The organism is Streptomyces sp. NPDC029014 (genome assembly GCF_055564695.1).
In genome coordinates, this window is the sequence record NZ_JBVHVT010000138.1 from 1 (window position 1) to 14,510 (window position 14,510).

A 14,510-nucleotide genomic window follows, 5' to 3' on the forward strand; every position below is an offset into this window, starting at 1 on the left:
CACACACCGGCACCCTGGAAGAGGCCCGGCAGTCGGCCGCCGAGACCCGTCGCGCCCTGCGCGCCGGGGGGGGGGGCCCCCCCCCCCCCCACCCCCCCCCCCCCCCCCCCCCCCCCCCCCCCCCCCCCCTCCCACCCCCCCCCCCCCCCCCCCCCGCAGCATGCACGGCTCCTCCGTCGGATGGAGCCGAGGCGCACGATCACCCCCACGCCGATCTCAGGGCGTGATGGAGCCGAGGGCGCGTCGGGCGTCCAGCCAGACCCGCTCGAACTCCTCCGCCGAGATCTCACCGGCCCGCCCCGCTCCGTCCTGAATCGTGAGCCGGCCTTCGGCGATCGCACCGTAGCGCTGCTGGTAGCGGCTCATCGTGTCGATGTCGGACCGCTCCTGGAACCGCAGCACCTCATCCAGGGAGGCGGCGGTCACCGGAGTGCCGTCACGGCCGCGCAGATCCACCTGCCGTGTTACCTGCCCTCGCTCGTCGCCTTCGAAGTACTGCCACAGGTCAAGGTCTTCGTCGTACACGCGGATCCACATCGGCATACGGCCATGCTGGCGCAGCCTGCCGACCGGAACCAGCGCACACGCCGCTCCCGGTGCCTGACGGCGTTCGGTCGGCCGTTGCTGCGGTCCTCAAGACCGGCGCGTACAGCACGACGGTCGCCAGGTGTCCGTAGACCACGGCGGCGAAGGTGACAGCCCGGCCCAGGGCCAGGCCGCGGCCCTACGTACCGGGGCGGGAAGGAGACGCGTTGTCAGAGGCTGCGCCTAGATTGGCTGACAAGATCACCGGCGGGACGTGCCGAGGGTTTCCAGAGCGATCGTTGGGGTTGGCATGCCTTGGTGGAACAGAAGGCCCGGGGCGCGGGCCAACTGGGTACTCGAGCCGTTGGTCGGTGTGGGGCCGTTGCGGTTCGGGATGAGCGCCGGCCAGGTGGCGACGGCTCTGGATGGTGCGGTCGCCACCGTCTCGCAGGGCCTGGGCAGCGGGATCGGTTGGGGCTGTTACAGCGATCGGGGTGTGACTGCGGTATACGGAGAGGATTCCGGTCTGGTCGCGGTGGCGATCGACGCGATGGACGGGCCTCTGGTACGGCTGCGGGACGTTGAGCTGATCGCTCGCGTGCCGTCCGAGGTGCGCTCGGACATCCACGACCTCGCACGCCGGGAGGGGGCTTCGGTGCGGGTGAACTGGAGCGGTGATCCCGAAGTGGAGGCTTGGGGGGTGTCCATGGGTACCGCTCTGGAATGGGGGTTGTCGGCCGAGGGGTACCTGCAGCGGCAGGACACCGTGATCACTCATGCGCTGTTCGTCGGCCCCGGGCTTGCTGCGGATCCGTTTGGGGCCGAACCGGTCATTCTGCGGTGGGCTGTCCGCGAGCGGGATCGGAATGCGGGAGCGTGGCCGGTGAAGGCCGAGCAGGAACGGCTGCGCTGGGATTGGACACCGCTGGAGAGCATCGGGCCGCTCAGGTTCGGCATGTGCCCGTCCCAGGTCGCGGCCGCGCTGAACGAGGAGCCGGCCGCCCGTCATGGCAGGTATCCCTATGGAGAACCGTGGGAAGGCCCCGGCGAGTGGATCCTGCACGACGACCGCTTCGATACGGCCGGTGTGACCGCGCACTACTCCTGCGGACGTGGCCGGCCGCCTGTTCTGGGTGCCGTCACCGTTCACGGTCGCACCGGCCCGCAGGTCGAATTCGCTGGTATTCGGCTGATCGGCATGCCGGTCTCCGCTGTTGACGCGGCCTTGACCCAGTACATCGAAGACATGGACACGGGCCTGGTCATCGGCTGCGGCGGAGACCTGGGACCGGACGGTCTCCACATGTACGTACGAGCCACCAGGGCCGGCGACACCGTCGTCAGCGAGGCGCGGTTCTGCAGAGCGGAGTGGGAGGACCACGGCTGACCTACGCGACGGCTTTCCAGCTCCCGTTCGCTGTGACGGGCGGCCTCCTACGATCCTGCGGGCCGACACCCTGGCCGACGAGAACGGCCGCCTGATCTGGGTACCCGCCCCCCGGCCGGGCCGCACCCACCGACACTCGTATCCGAGGAGCCGTCGACCTCAGCGGACGGTCGCGCCCAGATAGTCGAGGGCCGCGCGGGCGAATCCCGGTGCGGTGCGGGGGCACTGCCAGCGGGCGAGGACCTCGGGTCCGGAGAGGTTCGCAGGTTCGGTCTCGTCGTCCGTGAGTTCATCCGGGCAGCCGTCGGGAAGCAGATCCTCGGGCAGCAGGTCGTCGAGCGACTGGCTCACCGGGGAGCCCAGCACCTCCAGACCGGTGGGAAGGTGCTCGAGCACATCGTCGACATCGGTGTCGTACGGATGCCAGCCGTGCGTGCACGCTTCGCCGCCGGCATCGCGGGCGACCCGGCGCAGTACGGCGATGAGCTGGTCCTCGACTCCCGGACCGGGGTTGCCGAAGGCCACATAGGGGGTGAGCATCAGCAGGCCCAGCGTCCAGAACAACACGGGATCGCCCTGCGTCCACGGCGCCGTAGCGTCGAGCCGGCGAGCACAATCGCGCACCGTGTCGTCCTTGTCCCCAGCATGGTAGCCGTGCCGGACTTCTTCCCAACTACTGCTGAAATGGCGCCAGTTGTCGGGAAGAGGTATGGCGTTCGGCATGTTGTCGTGCTCCGTTCGCGAGTTTTCGGCTCGTGAGCAATTGGATCACACAGCTGTTTGTGCTGGCCGACAGACGGTCGGAGGAGAGAACCCGAACGGTCGCCGTCTGCCGCGGCATCCTGCTGCCCGCCCCGGAGCCGTCCGCTCGCCCGCGCGAACGCCTGCTGCGCCGGACGGCCCCGCGCCACTACCGCCACGTGGCGGAGATCCCGCTGAACGTCCACGGGCAGACCGCGCGGCTGCCGGCCCGCGTCACGAGGTCAGCCCCGCGCGTCCCACGCGGCGAGCACCGCGTCGTGCTTGTCCTTCTCCATGCCGACGGGGATCTTCCCCTGAAGGTACTTCGGGCGCGGGTATCCGCCGTCGTCCAGTGCCCGCCAGGTGTCGGCGACGGTCTCGGCGACCGGGCGGCAGCGCATCCCGGCGGCGAGGGCCTTGGCCGAAGAGGCGGTCCACGTGCCCGCGAGCTCCGGAACGTCCGGGGCCCACAGCGGGATCTCGGTCCACGGCTGCACCCCCTCGTCCTGCAGGAACTGCTCGTCCGCCCACACCAGTTCGGTCCGCGCCGCCGTGGCCGCTACACAGGCGCGCAGCAGCTCGCCCATCGTGGTGTTCCCGGGCACGCCCGTGGTCAGGTAACCCCCGCCGTCGCCCGCGGCGAGCCGGTCGAGAACGAAGACGGCGATGTCGCGCGCGTCGACCAGCTGCATCGCCCGGTCCGGGGGCCCCGGCGCCAGCACCCGGCCACCGCGCGCGATGGTCTCCAGCCACCACGGGAGACGCCCGACGTTCTCACCCGGCCCGACGATGATGCCGGGGTTGACGATCAGCCCGCGCTCCGGGAAGCCCTCCTCGACGGCCCGCTCGCAGCCCGCCTTGAGCGCGTTGTACGGCACGTCGTCGGGCGAGGCGTCCACCGCGCACTCGTGGCGGGGGCAGGACTCGTCGAACCCCTTGGCGGGCCAGTCGGCGTAAGCGTGGAACGAGGAGACGAAGGCGTACGCGTCGGCATGCCCGACGAGGGCCTGCACCGAACGCCGCACGATCCGGGGCTCGAACCCGCAGGTGTCGACCACCCAGTCCCAGCTGCGCCCCTCCACGAGCGCCCGCAGGGCGCCGTCGTCCTCCCGGTCGCCCCGTACCGACTCGACTCCGGCGGGCTCCGGACCCGACTGCCCGCGGTTGAACAACGTCACCTCGTGCCCGCGCCGCAGCGCCTCGTCCACGAGCGCCCGGCCCAGGAAGACGGTTCCACCGATAACAAGGATCTTCATGCCCGTAAGGCTTGCATCATGCAACCAACCTGCCAAGAACCTCCCTTGCCGCTCTGGTGCAGGACGGGGCGTCCACTCGGGGCCGGCCGCCGCTTTCTGGGCGGTCGTCAGGTTTCTGACCTGACGCTGCGCAGGTTGGCCGAGCGGGCTGTGGCTGTGTCGGCTCAGCGGGTCGGCTGCGATCTGGCTCCGTGGCTGCGCGGCACGTCCCGGCCCGCCCGCAGGACTGCTCGACAAGGAGAGTGGATCTGTTGCCGCGTCAGCGCGATGCGGAGCGGGCTCGGGCTTTGGTCCGGTGACGGACGAGGGCGTCCGGGGCGGCTCCCCTGCCACGGCAGGTGAGGGGCGTGTCCGGACGTGAGGCATTCGGTGCGGGCGAGTCGGCAGCCCCGGCGGGTGCGGCGGCGGCGCCCAGGAGGCTGAGCGCGAGCGGGACGGCTCACACGAGCCGCGCACACCGGAGCTCTCGCCCCTCAACTGCGCCTGCGGAAAGGGAAGACGGCGCGGAGCCCCGTCCGACACCGTCAGAGACGCGGCGTTCGCTGCGCGGCGAAGCGGGGAACCGTACACGCTCGGACGGGGCTGCCGGCGGCGTACTCGCCGTGGCTGTCAGCGTCCTGGCCGCCACCCCGAGCAGCGCTGCCCCGCAGCACGCCATACCCGGCTCCGCCGCCGGCGGGCCCGCGGCCGGCCCGGCAGCGGATTCGGCTTGCGTGTCCGCATCGCGCAGCGACGACCAGCACCCGAGCGTCGTCCTGCCCGGCCGGGCCACGCAGCCGGCCCGGGTGGCCGCTGCCAAGCCGCGGCACGACATCGACGGCTCACGTCCTCGCCGAGTGCAGTGCCCTGGCCAACGGCGCTCCGGTTGGAACACCTACCAGAACATCATCTGAGTCCCGCACCCGTACCCGCCGGCTCCATCATTCGTCAGATACCGAAACGATGAGGCATCCTGGAGTCATGGACCACGCACCTGCCTCCGCGCCCACGGATGCCCCGGCTCCCGCAGCACGCCTCGCCTTCCTCGCCGCCGCCCTGGCCGACGAGACCCGTGCCGCTATCTGCATGACCCTGTTGGAGGGCCGCGCCTGGACCGCGGGGGAGCTGGCCCGGACCACCGGGGTCGCGCCGTCCACCGTGAGCGGGCACCTGGGCCGGCTTCTCGATGCCGGGATCTGCGTGACGGAGCGGCAGGGACGGCACAGCTACGTGCGCATCGCCGACGCCGCCACGGCCCGCCTGGTGGACGAACTGGCCTCCTACGCCATCCCGGGCCGGGACGCTGCGCACGCCGTACCGGTGGTCGCTGCGCCCGACCCCCTGGCACGGGCTCGGACCTGCTACGACCACTTCGCGGGGCGGCTCGGCATGGCGGTGACCGACGCGATGGAACGCCTGGGCCTGTTGCGCACGGAAGCCGTCTTCGAGCTGACCGGGGCCGGACTCGACTGGTGCCACCGGGCGGGCGTCGACGTGACGGGTGCGGGACGCAGGCCGCTGGTCAGCTCGTGCCTGGACTGGACCGAGCGCCGCCGCCACCTGGGCGGCCTGGTCGGGGCGAGGCTGTGCGCTCGGGCCATGGGCGAGGGCTGGGTGGTGCGCCCGGAGGGCGGCGGACGGGGCCTGCTGGTGACGGGGGCGGGGGAGGAGGCCTTCGGTGAACTGCTGGGACTCGCCCCGGAGGTGTGGGGCTAGCGGACGCCCCGAAAGCCCGGCAGGCTCGACTCCGGCCGGAAGTCGTCACAAAAACACTTCGGCGAGTACCGAAGTGTCGCGGTAGGGTCGGGAGGCATGAAGACCCACCCGCGTGCCCTTCCCCCCGGCCTCCTGACCGCCGGCGCCGTCTCCTGCACGGTGCTCGCCTGGGCGTCCGCCTTCGTCTCCATCCGCAGCGCCGGAGCGGCCTACTCGCCGGGGGCACTCGCCCTCGGCAGACTGCTCGCCGCGTCGCTGGTCCTCGCGGCACTCCTGCTCCTGCGACGCGAGGGCCTGCCCCCACGCGGCGCCCGACGCGGCATCCTGCTCTCCGGAATCGTGTGGTTCGCCGGCTACACGGTCGCGCTGAACTGGGGCGAACGCCTCGTCGACGCGGGCACCGCGTCCCTGCTCGTGAACACCGGGCCGATCCTCATGGCGCTCCTCGCCGGACGCCTGCTCGGCGAGGCCCTGCCGCCACGGCTGCTGGCGGGCATGGCGGTCTCCTTCACCGGCGCCGTGGTCGTCGGCCTGTCGATGTCGTCCGGCAGCGACGGCTCGACCTCGGTGCTCGGGGTCGCGCTGTGCCTGCTCGCTGCAGTGGCCTACGCCACGGGCGTCGTCGCGCAGAAGCCCGCGCTGTCCTTCGGGACGCCGCTGCAGATCACCGCGTACAGCTGCTTCGCCGGGACCGTGGCGTGCCTGCCGTTCACCGGGCAGCTGATGGCCGAGATCCCGCAGGCCCCGCTCTCCGCGACCCTGAACATGGTCTACCTGGGCGTGGTCCCGACCGCCCTCGCCTTCACCACCTGGACCTACGCCCTCGCCCGGATGCCGGCCGGGAAGCTCGGCGCGACGACCTACGCCGTGCCGGCCATCGTCGTCCTGCTGAGCTGGATCCTCCTGGGCGAGGTGCCGGCCTGGCTGACCCTGGTGGGCGGCCTGCTGTGCCTGGCCGGCGTGGCAGTCTCCCGCTACCGCCCCCGCGCCGAGGTCGACCAGGTCGCCCCGCCGGAACGACGGCGCGCAGAACAGGCGTCGTGACCGGACCGGCACCGATCGGCTGATCGCCGAACCGCAGCGCCCCCCTCGGCCGGGCTTCAGCCGGTGTCGGGGGCGGTGCGGGGTTTGACGGCGCGGACGACGGCGGAGTGCATGCCGTCCGCGACGGAGTGGGTCGGGGTGATCTCGACGTCCGTGAATCCGGCGGCCCGAAGGCCTTGGCGGTATTCCGCGAACGTGAGGGCGCCTGCGATGCAGCCGACGTACTCCCCGCGCTCGGCCCGTTGCTCGGGGGTGAGGGCGTCGTCCGCGACGACGTCGGAGACGCCGACGCGGCCGCCGGGCTTCAGGACGCGGAACGTCTCGGCGAAGACGGCCGCCTTGTCGGTGGACAGGTTGATCACGCAGTTGGAGATGACGACGTCGATGGTGTTCGCGGGCAGGGGGATGGCCTCGATGGTGCCCTTGAGGAACTCCACGTTCGTCGCGCCGGCCTTCGCCGCGTTGGTGAGGGCCAGGGCCAGCATCTCCTCGGTCATGTCCAGTCCGTACGCCTTCCCCGTGGGCCCGACCCGCCGCGCGGACAGGAGCACGTCGAGGCCCCCGCCCGAGCCCAGGTCCAGGACCCGCTCGCCTTCGTTCAGGTCGGCGACGGCGGTGGGGTTGCCGCAGCCCAGGGAGGCGGCGACGGCCTCGGCGGGCAGCATGGCGCGGTCGTCGGCGTAAAGGGTGGGGCCGAAGTTCTCGTCCACCCCGACCGGCTCGGGGCCGCAGCACGAGGCGCCGCCCTCGGTGACGGCGCTCGCGGCGGCGGCGTACTGCCGGCGGACGGTCTCGCGTAGGTCGGCGGTCTGGTCGTTCATGGCGCACTCCACAACAGGCGGACCCGAACGGGATGCATCGATGTTCTTCGATATCAACAACCTTGCGCCTTGAATCGAGAAACGTCAACATAGAAGTATGTCGAAACAATAGCTCGCGGTCCTCGGTCAGGACGAGGCCGCCGCGGAGGGCTGCTGCGGTCGGCTGGCGGCGGCCCCGCTGTAGGAGGACCGGGCAGCGGACCTGGCGAAGGTGTTCAAGGCGCTGGGGGACCCGGTGCGGCTGCGGCTGCTGTCGATGATCGCCTCCCGGTCCGGGGGAGAGGTGTGCGTGTGTGAGCTGACCCCGGCGTTCGAGCTGTCGCAGCCCGCGATCTCCCACCACTTGAAGCTGCTGAGGCGGGCCGGCCTGGTGGACTGCGAGCGCCGCGGGACCTGGGTCTACTACTGGGTGCTGCCCGCTGCCCTGGATCGGCTTGCCGCCGTCCTCACCACCGCCACTGCCACCGCCACCGCCACCGCCACTGCCGCCACCGCGCCCGCGGGGGCAGGCGCATGGCCGGCTCGCTGGCCCGCCGGGCGGCGGCCGAGGCGAGGAGTAGCGCGACGCTGGTGGCGGTCGTGGTCGGCTCCGGCATCCAGGCCACCGTCCTGCTCTCCGACGTCGGGGTACAGCTGCTCGCCAACAGCCTGGCCGCCGTGTTCGCGCTCGCCGTCCTCATCGCCGTCCTGGGGCCGGTCTCCGGGGCCCATTTCAACCCGGCCGTCACCCTCGCCGCCTGGTGGGCCGGCCGCCGCACCGGCGACGGCCCTGCGGGTCGTACCGTGGCGGATTACGTGCCCGCGCAGATCGCGGGCGCTGTCGCGGGGACGGTGGTGGCCAACGCGATGTTCTCCCGCCCGCTGGTGGAGCGCTCCACCCACGACCGCTTCGCCCCTCACCTGTGGCTGGGAGGTCGTCGCCACCGCCGGCCTGCTGTTCACCGCCACGGTCTTCGCACGGCCTGCTGCCCCCGCCCCCGCCTCCGCCGCCTCCTCCGCTCTCGTCGACGCCGGGCGCGCCACCGCGCCCTCCGCCGCAGCACCCGCTTCCTGAACCCCTGCCGCGACCCTCGGAGCCACCTGCCATGACCACCGTCACCCGCCCGTCCGTGCTGTTCGTCTGCGTCCACAACGCGGGCCGCTCCCAGATGGCCGCCGCCTGGCTCACCCACCTCGCGCAGGGCCGGATCGAGGTCCGCTCCGCCGGCTCCGCTCCGGCCGACCAGGTCAACCCGGCCGCCGTCGAAGCGATGCGCGAGGCCGGCATCGACATGTCCGCCGAAGTCCCCGAGATCCTCACCACGGAGGCGGTGCAGGCATCCGACGTCGTGATCACGATGGGCTGCGGCGACACCTGCCCGGTCTTCCCCGGCACCCGTTACCTCGACTGGCAGCTCGACGACCACGCCGGCCAGGGCCTGGACGCCGTCCGACCCATCCGCGACGAGATCGAACACCGCGTCCGCGGCCTCATCGGCGAACTCCTGCCCGCCAACTGACACCCCTGCAGGGCCGCCATCCCCTCGCCGGGGGCGCGCGACGAGGGTCAGGCTGCGGTGGCGGGCCGCGCCGCCGGCACCCCGACTTCCCTGATGCGGGCGCGGCAGCAGCCGGGTGGTGCCAGCGACCCGGTACACCCTCTCCAGCCCGTGGCCGGCGCGGGCGGCGCCACGGCCGCGCACCCCTTGGGCCGAGCGCCCTCGGCCTTCACCAGGCAGCGCGGGCCGGCCAACAGCTCCGAGCCGCCGGAACTTCCGTCCGGCCCGGCCGAGCCTCGGCGATCCGCCCACTCGTCCGCCGCAATCGCGGGCCCCATCGGCGTCCTTGACGGGCTTTCGGCAAAGGATGGGTAAAGCGGCGGGAGCGGTCCCACCTCGGGTCCTCTCTCCAGCAGGCACCAGCACCACGGCCTCACCGCCACCCGCCCCGCCTGCAAGGAGAGCCCGAACAGTTGACCTCGGTCGCCCCCTACCCGACCAGCGCCTCGCCTTCCGCCACGTACGGCGCAGTCCTCGGCAGCCGGCACGTTACCCGCCTGCTCGCGGGCACCCTGACCGGGCGCCTGCCCAACGGCATGGTCCCGGTCGGGCTCGTCCTGTGGATCACAGCCGCAGGCGGGTCCCTCCGATTCGCCGGGCTGCTCGCCGCGCTGTACGGGCTGGCGTCCGGGCTGTCCCAGCCCGTCAAGGGGCGCCTCATGGACCGCCACGGGCAGACCCCCGTCTCGGCCCCGGCGGTACTGGTCAACTCCGCCTGCCTGCTCGCCCTCACCTGGATCGGGCCGAGCGGACATCCCGCCACGGTCACCACGGTGGTCACCATCGCGGGCGCGTTCACCCCACCGCTGGAAGCCGGTCTGCGCGCACTGTGGCCGACCGTGCTCACCGACCCCGAACAGCGCCGGGTCGTGCAGGCCCTGGACACCGGTTCCCAGGGACTGATCTACATCGCGGGCCCGTTGCTGGCCTCCCTGCTCGCCACCCGGCACGGGCCGGACACCGCACTGGCAGCGACCGCTGTACTCGGCCTGGCCGGCACCGCCGTGGTACTGACCGCCGCCCCCTCCCGTACGTGGCGCCCCGCCTCCAACGAGGCGGCTGGAGGCGAACGGCTGATGAACACCGGCCTCGTCCGGCTGTTCACGGCCTCGGCCGGGACCGGATTCGCGGTCGGCGCCATGAACGTCTGGGCGGCCGGGCTGGCCACCACCACCGGAATGCCCATGCTTTCCGGGGTGCTGCCCGCCGCGTTCTCCATCGGTTCCTTCCTCGGCGGCTTGATCTACGCCCGTAGCTCCTGGCGCGGCCCGACCGCCATCCAACTCCTGGCCACCAGTGCGCTGACGTTCCTCGGCTTCCTGCCGCTGATCGCCGAGCCGGGCCCCCGTGCCGCGATCGGTCTCTCCGCAGTGCCGGGGATGTTCCTCGCCCTGGTCGTCACCAACGCCTTCAACACCGTGGGCAGCCTCGCCCCCGCTTCCCGCACCACTGAAGCGTATGCCTGGCTGATCCTGTCCGTCGGCACCGGCCAGGCCTTCGGCACCGCCCTCGCCAGCAGCGTCGCCTCCGACCCGCACCTGCTCTCCACGCTGCCGGCCTTCGGTGCCGCCACCGCGTTCACGGTGCTGTTCCTGTCCAGGCGGCATCTCGGACCGGGCAGACGGGTCGGTCGCCACCGCCGCCCCAGAACCCTCGTCACAGCACCTCGAACCAGCCCTCGACACAAGAAGATCCCCCCACCGGCGAGACTGATCGGTGGCCCCGGACACCCGATCTTGCGGGAGCGTCTCCTCCGGCGAGCAGATGTGCTGTCCCGTCAGGTGCGGGCGCCGAAAGGCTGTTCTCGAGTACATGAGGAAGCCCCCTCCGACGCCGGGTGACGGATGTTCAGGCTGCTGAACGGCCTGCCGCATCCGTGTGGTCGGGTAGCCGGATCACGTCGCCGTGACCCGGCTGCCCGGTGCACGGGGCGGCCGGTTACCTGGGTCGGCACATCCGGGCGAACTGAGGGCCGGAGTGTGGGAGCGGTTCAGGAGAGCCAGTCGGCGTAGCGGGTGGGGGCGAGGTGTGCGTCCATGTCCGTGAGGACATCGCCCTTGACGACGGCGAACATGCCAGCGGTGGGGTCGGTGACGACGGTACGGTCGTCGCCCTTCTGGGACAGAGTGATCCGGCCCAGTTCGTCCAGAGGGAAGATCTCGGGGCCGGCGATGGTGCGGATGCCGTTCAGCGGGGCGCCTGCGGCGATCTCCGCCACCGCGTCGGCCACGTCCTTGGAGGCGATCGGCTGGATCGGCGTGGTGGGCAACCGGACGGTGTCGCCGTCGGTGGTCCAGGACAGGACGGCGGGCATGAACTCCATGAACTGCGTGGCCCGGACGATGGAGTAGGGGATGGGGCCGGCAGCGAGGATGTCCTCCTGGAGTACCTTGGCCCGGTAGTAGTCCAGCTCCGGCACCTGGTCCGCGCCGACGATCGAGAGGATGACGAAGTGGCCGACGCCGCCCTTCCGGGCCGCGGCCAGAAGGTTGTCCATCGAGGTCTGGAAGAAGGCCGGAGAGGCTTCGTCGAAGGTGGGGGAGTTCGTCAGGTTGACGACGACGTCGGTTCTCGCCACCGCCTCGTCCAGTCCCCGGCCGCTGATGACGTCAACTCCGGTGGACTGTGCGTGGGGTACCGCCTCGTGACCGGCGGCGTTGAGGATCTCGACGACCTGCGACCCGATCAGCCCGGTACCACCGATGACTGCGACCTTCATGACGTGCCCTTCGTCGGGAGATGCATCCGTTATAGGGCACGTGATCCCGAAGTGATCGTTTTGGCGTGAGGCGAGGGTCATGCGTCGGGTGAACGTGTTGGACGTCCTCGGGGCAGGACTCGGTTGTGGCAGCGGGCGACGATCGGATGCCTCACCGGATTCGGCCTCCCATGCGAAGCGGAAGACGTAATGCGAACAACTGTTCGTTCGAGCCCTCCGGCTCGCTGCGCCGGCCTCCTGGGGCGATCTAACATGAAAGACCAGTTCTCTTCGAACCCCGCACCTGCCCGCAGCGAAACGGTAGGGAGGCCGGCATGGAGTTCGGGAACGGATCCGGGCGAGTGGACGGCTCACGCTATCTGCCGATTTCCGAGCACGGCCTGATCGGCGATCTCCGCACTGCCGCGCTCATCGGGACCAACGGCACGATCGACTGGTACTGCTGCCCGCGCTTCGACGCGCCGAGCGTGTTCGCCTCCATCCTCGACGCCGACCGGGGCGGATCCTTCGAGCTGGCCGCCGACGTGCCGACGCGTACGCGGCAGTTCTACTTCCCCGACACCAACGTGCTCATCACGCGGTTCTACGCCGCCGACGGGGTGGCGGAGATCCAGGACTTCATGCCGGTCGTCGACGAGTCGCGCGAGACGGCCCGGCACCGGTTGATCCGGCGGGTGATATGCGTGCGGGGAACCCTTCCGTTCACGGCGCGGATAGCTCCCCGCTTCGGCTACGGTGCCGAACGGCACACCGTACGCGCGCAAGCCCACGAGGCCGTCTTCGAGTCTCCGTCGATCTCACTGGCGCTGACCTCCACCGCGCCGCTCGAGTGCGACGGCACGGACGCGTGGTCGCACTTCAAGCTCCTCGAAGGCGAGTCCGTGGTCTTCGCCCTCGACAAGATCAGCGATGACGTCCGCCCGCGGGCCTGTCCGCACGCCGAGGCGGAGGAACAGTTCGAGGCGACGGTCCGGTTCTGGGGCCAGTGGCTGGGCCGCTCCCGTTACCGCGGCCGGTGGCGGGAGATGGTGCACCGGTCCGCGCTGGCGCTGAAGCTGCTCACCTACGTGCCGACCGGTGCGATCGTGGCTGCGCCGACGACCAGCCTGCCCGAGCAGCTCGGCGGTGAGCGCAACTGGGACTACCGGTACGTATGGGTCCGGGACGCCGCCTTCTGCGTCTACGCCATGCTCCGCCTGGGCTTCACCTCGGAGGCCGAGGCGTTCATGGGCTTCCTGTCCGACCGGGGCATCATGCGGGGCGCCGGCCCCACCGGTCCGCTGCAGATCATGTACGGCATCGACGGGCGCAGCGAGCTGCCCGAGTCCGAGCTGCCTCACCTCGAGGGGTACCTGGGATCCGCTCCCGTACGGGTGGGCAACGCCGCCACCAAGCAGCTCCAACTGGACATCTACGGAGCACTGATCGATTCCGTCTACCTGTATGACAAATGGGGGCAGCCCATCAGCAGCGATCACTGGGACGAGGTCGGCACCGTGGTCGACTGGCTCTGCGACCACTGGGACCAGCCCGACGAGGGTGTCTGGGAGACCCGGGGCGGCCGGAGGAATTTCGTCTACTCGCGGCTGATGTGCTGGGTGGCGATCGAACGGGCCATCCGAATGGCCAACCGGCGTGGGCTACCGGCCGACCTTCCCCGCTGGCAGCAGAGCCGGGACGCGATCTACCGGCAGATCATGCGACAGGGCTGGTCGGCCACGCGCGGGGCGTTCGTCCAAGGGTTGGGGGACGACGTACTGGATGCATCCGTGCTGATGATGCCGATGGCCAAGTTCATCTCACCCACCGACCCCAAGTGGCTCTCGACCCTGGACGCGCTCGCCAACGATCTGGTCTCGGACTCGCTCGTCTACCGCTACGATCCGGCGGCCAGCCCGGACGGCCTACGGGGTGCAGAGGGCACGTTCTCCATCTGTTCCTTCTGGTACGTCGAGGCGCTCACCCGCGCCGGACGCCTGGAGGAGGCCCGACTGGCCTTCGAGAAGATGCTCACGTACGCCAACCACGTCGGCCTCTACGCCGAGGAGATCGGCCGGACCGGAGAACAACTCGGCAACTTCCCACAGGCGTTCACCCACCTCTCGCTGATCAGCGCCGCCTTCAACCTCGACCGAGCCCTCGGCTGAGCCCACGCGAGCGGGCCGGCGCCCGCCTTCCCGGCGCAGCGGGCGGCAGCGGCTGTCGGGCGTACAGGTGGAGGTCGGTGGGAGCCAGCCGCGCCAGCGGCCCAGGCCCTGGGGCCTCGCCGGCTGCACCCATCGCCGGCGACGCACGGGTGTTCCCCGTCCTGGCCGCTCCTCGAACGGGTTCGGATGGCTACAGCACGTGAGATGTGGGCGCTCCTGCGGTGACTCGCCCCACAGGGCCCATGTCACATACGAAGCTCGCTAGTAGCTCCCCAGTCGCCGGATCCCGCGCGCCGATACCCGCCCCACCTGCACGGACATCTCGGTGACCGGAGCGGCGGCACAAGCCTGGGGTCACAGGGGTGCCTAGTAGCAGAGGTCGTTGCCAGGCCGTGGGGGCGTCGGTAGAACTGGATGAGTCGCCGGACGGCACGGGTTCACCGGGCCGCAGACGAACCCCTCTCCCTCGCGTGAGTGGCTCACGCATGTCCTCGGCATGCCGCGACCGACCTTGTCCCCTACGGAAGGCTCTCCGTGTCCCACTCCGTCATCCGCCGCATCGCCGCTTCCAAGAAGACCCTCGCGGGTTCCGTCGTCGCCCTGGGTGTCGCCGGTTCCATGCTCGCCACGGTTCCCG

Annotated in this window: 13 protein-coding genes and 1 pseudogene; 9 read left to right on the forward strand and 5 right to left on the reverse strand. The window is 71.2% G+C overall.

From position 1 onward, the window contains the following. Positions 1 to 216: 216 nt before the first annotated feature. Positions 217 to 543, reverse strand: a complete 327-nt coding sequence (locus ACZ4VL_RS38745) for a hypothetical protein (RefSeq protein WP_468210119.1) — start codon at positions 541 to 543, stop codon at positions 217 to 219. A 376-nt stretch (positions 544 to 919) separates the two neighbouring features. Between ACZ4VL_RS38745 and ACZ4VL_RS38750 the strand changes: the two genes are divergently transcribed. Then, complete coding sequence (locus tag ACZ4VL_RS38750) at positions 920 to 1,912, forward strand: hypothetical protein (RefSeq protein WP_468210122.1); 993 nt, start codon at positions 920 to 922, stop codon at positions 1,910 to 1,912. A gap of 159 nt (positions 1,913 to 2,071) precedes the next feature. Here the strand turns inward: ACZ4VL_RS38750 and ACZ4VL_RS38755 are convergent, their stop codons facing one another. Both ACZ4VL_RS38755 and ACZ4VL_RS38760 read right to left on the reverse strand, forming a co-directional pair. Beyond that, positions 2,072 to 2,635, reverse strand: a complete 564-nt coding sequence (locus tag ACZ4VL_RS38755) for a hypothetical protein (protein ID WP_468210124.1) — start codon at positions 2,633 to 2,635, stop codon at positions 2,072 to 2,074. 260 nt (positions 2,636 to 2,895) lie between these two features. Continuing rightward, a complete protein-coding gene (locus ACZ4VL_RS38760) occupies positions 2,896 to 3,909 on the reverse strand; it encodes an NAD-dependent epimerase/dehydratase family protein (protein ID WP_468210127.1) in 1,014 nt (337 codons plus the stop codon). Between the two features lie 602 nt (positions 3,910 to 4,511). Here ACZ4VL_RS38760 and ACZ4VL_RS38765 point away from each other — a divergent pair. From ACZ4VL_RS38765 to ACZ4VL_RS38775, 3 genes are all read left to right on the forward strand, one after another. Further along, on the forward strand, positions 4,512 to 4,802 hold the full coding sequence (locus ACZ4VL_RS38765) for a hypothetical protein (RefSeq protein WP_468210130.1): 291 nt from the start codon (positions 4,512 to 4,514) through the stop codon (positions 4,800 to 4,802). A gap of 67 nt (positions 4,803 to 4,869) precedes the next feature. Continuing rightward, positions 4,870 to 5,604 carry an ArsR/SmtB family transcription factor gene (locus tag ACZ4VL_RS38770; protein ID WP_468210133.1) on the forward strand — a complete coding sequence of 245 codons (735 nt, stop codon included), beginning with the start codon at positions 4,870 to 4,872 and terminating at the stop codon, positions 5,602 to 5,604. A 96-nt stretch (positions 5,605 to 5,700) separates the two neighbouring features. Beyond that, the gene (locus tag ACZ4VL_RS38775) at positions 5,701 to 6,648 is read left to right on the forward strand and encodes a DMT family transporter (protein WP_468210136.1); all 948 of its coding nucleotides are present in this window, start codon (positions 5,701 to 5,703) and stop codon (positions 6,646 to 6,648) included. A gap of 56 nt (positions 6,649 to 6,704) precedes the next feature. Here ACZ4VL_RS38775 and arsM read toward each other — a convergent pair whose 3' ends face one another. Next, the gene (gene arsM, locus ACZ4VL_RS38780) at positions 6,705 to 7,469 is read right to left on the reverse strand and encodes an arsenite methyltransferase (RefSeq protein ID WP_468210139.1); all 765 of its coding nucleotides are present in this window, start codon (positions 7,467 to 7,469) and stop codon (positions 6,705 to 6,707) included. Between the two features lie 163 nt (positions 7,470 to 7,632). On the opposite strand from arsM, the pseudogene ACZ4VL_RS38785 reads away from it, so the two are divergent. The 4 genes and pseudogenes from ACZ4VL_RS38785 to ACZ4VL_RS38800 form a co-directional block, all read left to right on the forward strand. Then, a pseudogene (locus tag ACZ4VL_RS38785) lies at positions 7,633 to 7,959 on the forward strand (ArsR/SmtB family transcription factor); the annotation flags it as partial. 23 nt (positions 7,960 to 7,982) lie between these two features. Beyond that, complete coding sequence (locus ACZ4VL_RS38790; RefSeq protein ID WP_468210142.1) at positions 7,983 to 8,558, forward strand: aquaporin; 576 nt, start codon at positions 7,983 to 7,985, stop codon at positions 8,556 to 8,558. Continuing rightward, positions 8,555 to 8,968: an arsenate reductase ArsC gene (locus ACZ4VL_RS38795; protein WP_468210145.1), complete on the forward strand. Its 414-nt coding sequence runs from the start codon at positions 8,555 to 8,557 to the stop codon at positions 8,966 to 8,968. The genes ACZ4VL_RS38790 and ACZ4VL_RS38795 overlap by 4 nt, the downstream gene beginning before the upstream one ends. 452 nt (positions 8,969 to 9,420) lie before the next feature. Continuing rightward, a complete protein-coding gene (locus tag ACZ4VL_RS38800) occupies positions 9,421 to 10,848 on the forward strand; it encodes an MFS transporter (RefSeq protein ID WP_468210148.1) in 1,428 nt (475 codons plus the stop codon). A 149-nt stretch (positions 10,849 to 10,997) separates the two neighbouring features. On the opposite strand, the gene ACZ4VL_RS38805 is transcribed toward ACZ4VL_RS38800, so the two are convergent. Continuing rightward, on the reverse strand, positions 10,998 to 11,726 hold the full coding sequence (locus tag ACZ4VL_RS38805) for an SDR family oxidoreductase (RefSeq protein ID WP_468210151.1): 729 nt from the start codon (positions 11,724 to 11,726) through the stop codon (positions 10,998 to 11,000). 314 nt (positions 11,727 to 12,040) lie between these two features. Between ACZ4VL_RS38805 and ACZ4VL_RS38810 the strand changes: the two genes are divergently transcribed. Beyond that, a complete protein-coding gene (locus ACZ4VL_RS38810) occupies positions 12,041 to 13,873 on the forward strand; it encodes a glycoside hydrolase family 15 protein (protein WP_468210154.1) in 1,833 nt (610 codons plus the stop codon). Positions 13,874 to 14,510 lie beyond the last annotated feature (637 nt).

Coding starts and splice junctions, on each gene's coding strand:
- ACZ4VL_RS38750 (WP_468210122.1), top strand. CDS start 920: ATGAGCGCCGGCCAGGTGGCGACGGCTCTGGATGGTGCGGTCGCCACC.
- ACZ4VL_RS38745 (WP_468210119.1), bottom strand. CDS start 543: ATGCCGATGTGGATCCGCGTGTACGACGAAGACCTTGACCTGTGGCAG.
- ACZ4VL_RS38790 (WP_468210142.1), top strand. CDS start 7,983: ATGGCCGGCTCGCTGGCCCGCCGGGCGGCGGCCGAGGCGAGGAGTAGC.
- ACZ4VL_RS38770 (WP_468210133.1), top strand. CDS start 4,870: ATGGACCACGCACCTGCCTCCGCGCCCACGGATGCCCCGGCTCCCGCA.
- arsM (WP_468210139.1), bottom strand. CDS start 7,469: ATGAACGACCAGACCGCCGACCTACGCGAGACCGTCCGCCGGCAGTAC.
- ACZ4VL_RS38775 (WP_468210136.1), top strand. CDS start 5,701: ATGAAGACCCACCCGCGTGCCCTTCCCCCCGGCCTCCTGACCGCCGGC.
- ACZ4VL_RS38755 (WP_468210124.1), bottom strand. CDS start 2,635: ATGCCGAACGCCATACCTCTTCCCGACAACTGGCGCCATTTCAGCAGT.
- ACZ4VL_RS38810 (WP_468210154.1), top strand. CDS start 12,041: ATGGAGTTCGGGAACGGATCCGGGCGAGTGGACGGCTCACGCTATCTG.
- ACZ4VL_RS38760 (WP_468210127.1), bottom strand. CDS start 3,909: ATGAAGATCCTTGTTATCGGTGGAACCGTCTTCCTGGGCCGGGCGCTC.
- ACZ4VL_RS38805 (WP_468210151.1), bottom strand. CDS start 11,726: ATGAAGGTCGCAGTCATCGGTGGTACCGGGCTGATCGGGTCGCAGGTC.
- ACZ4VL_RS38795 (WP_468210145.1), top strand. CDS start 8,555: ATGACCACCGTCACCCGCCCGTCCGTGCTGTTCGTCTGCGTCCACAAC.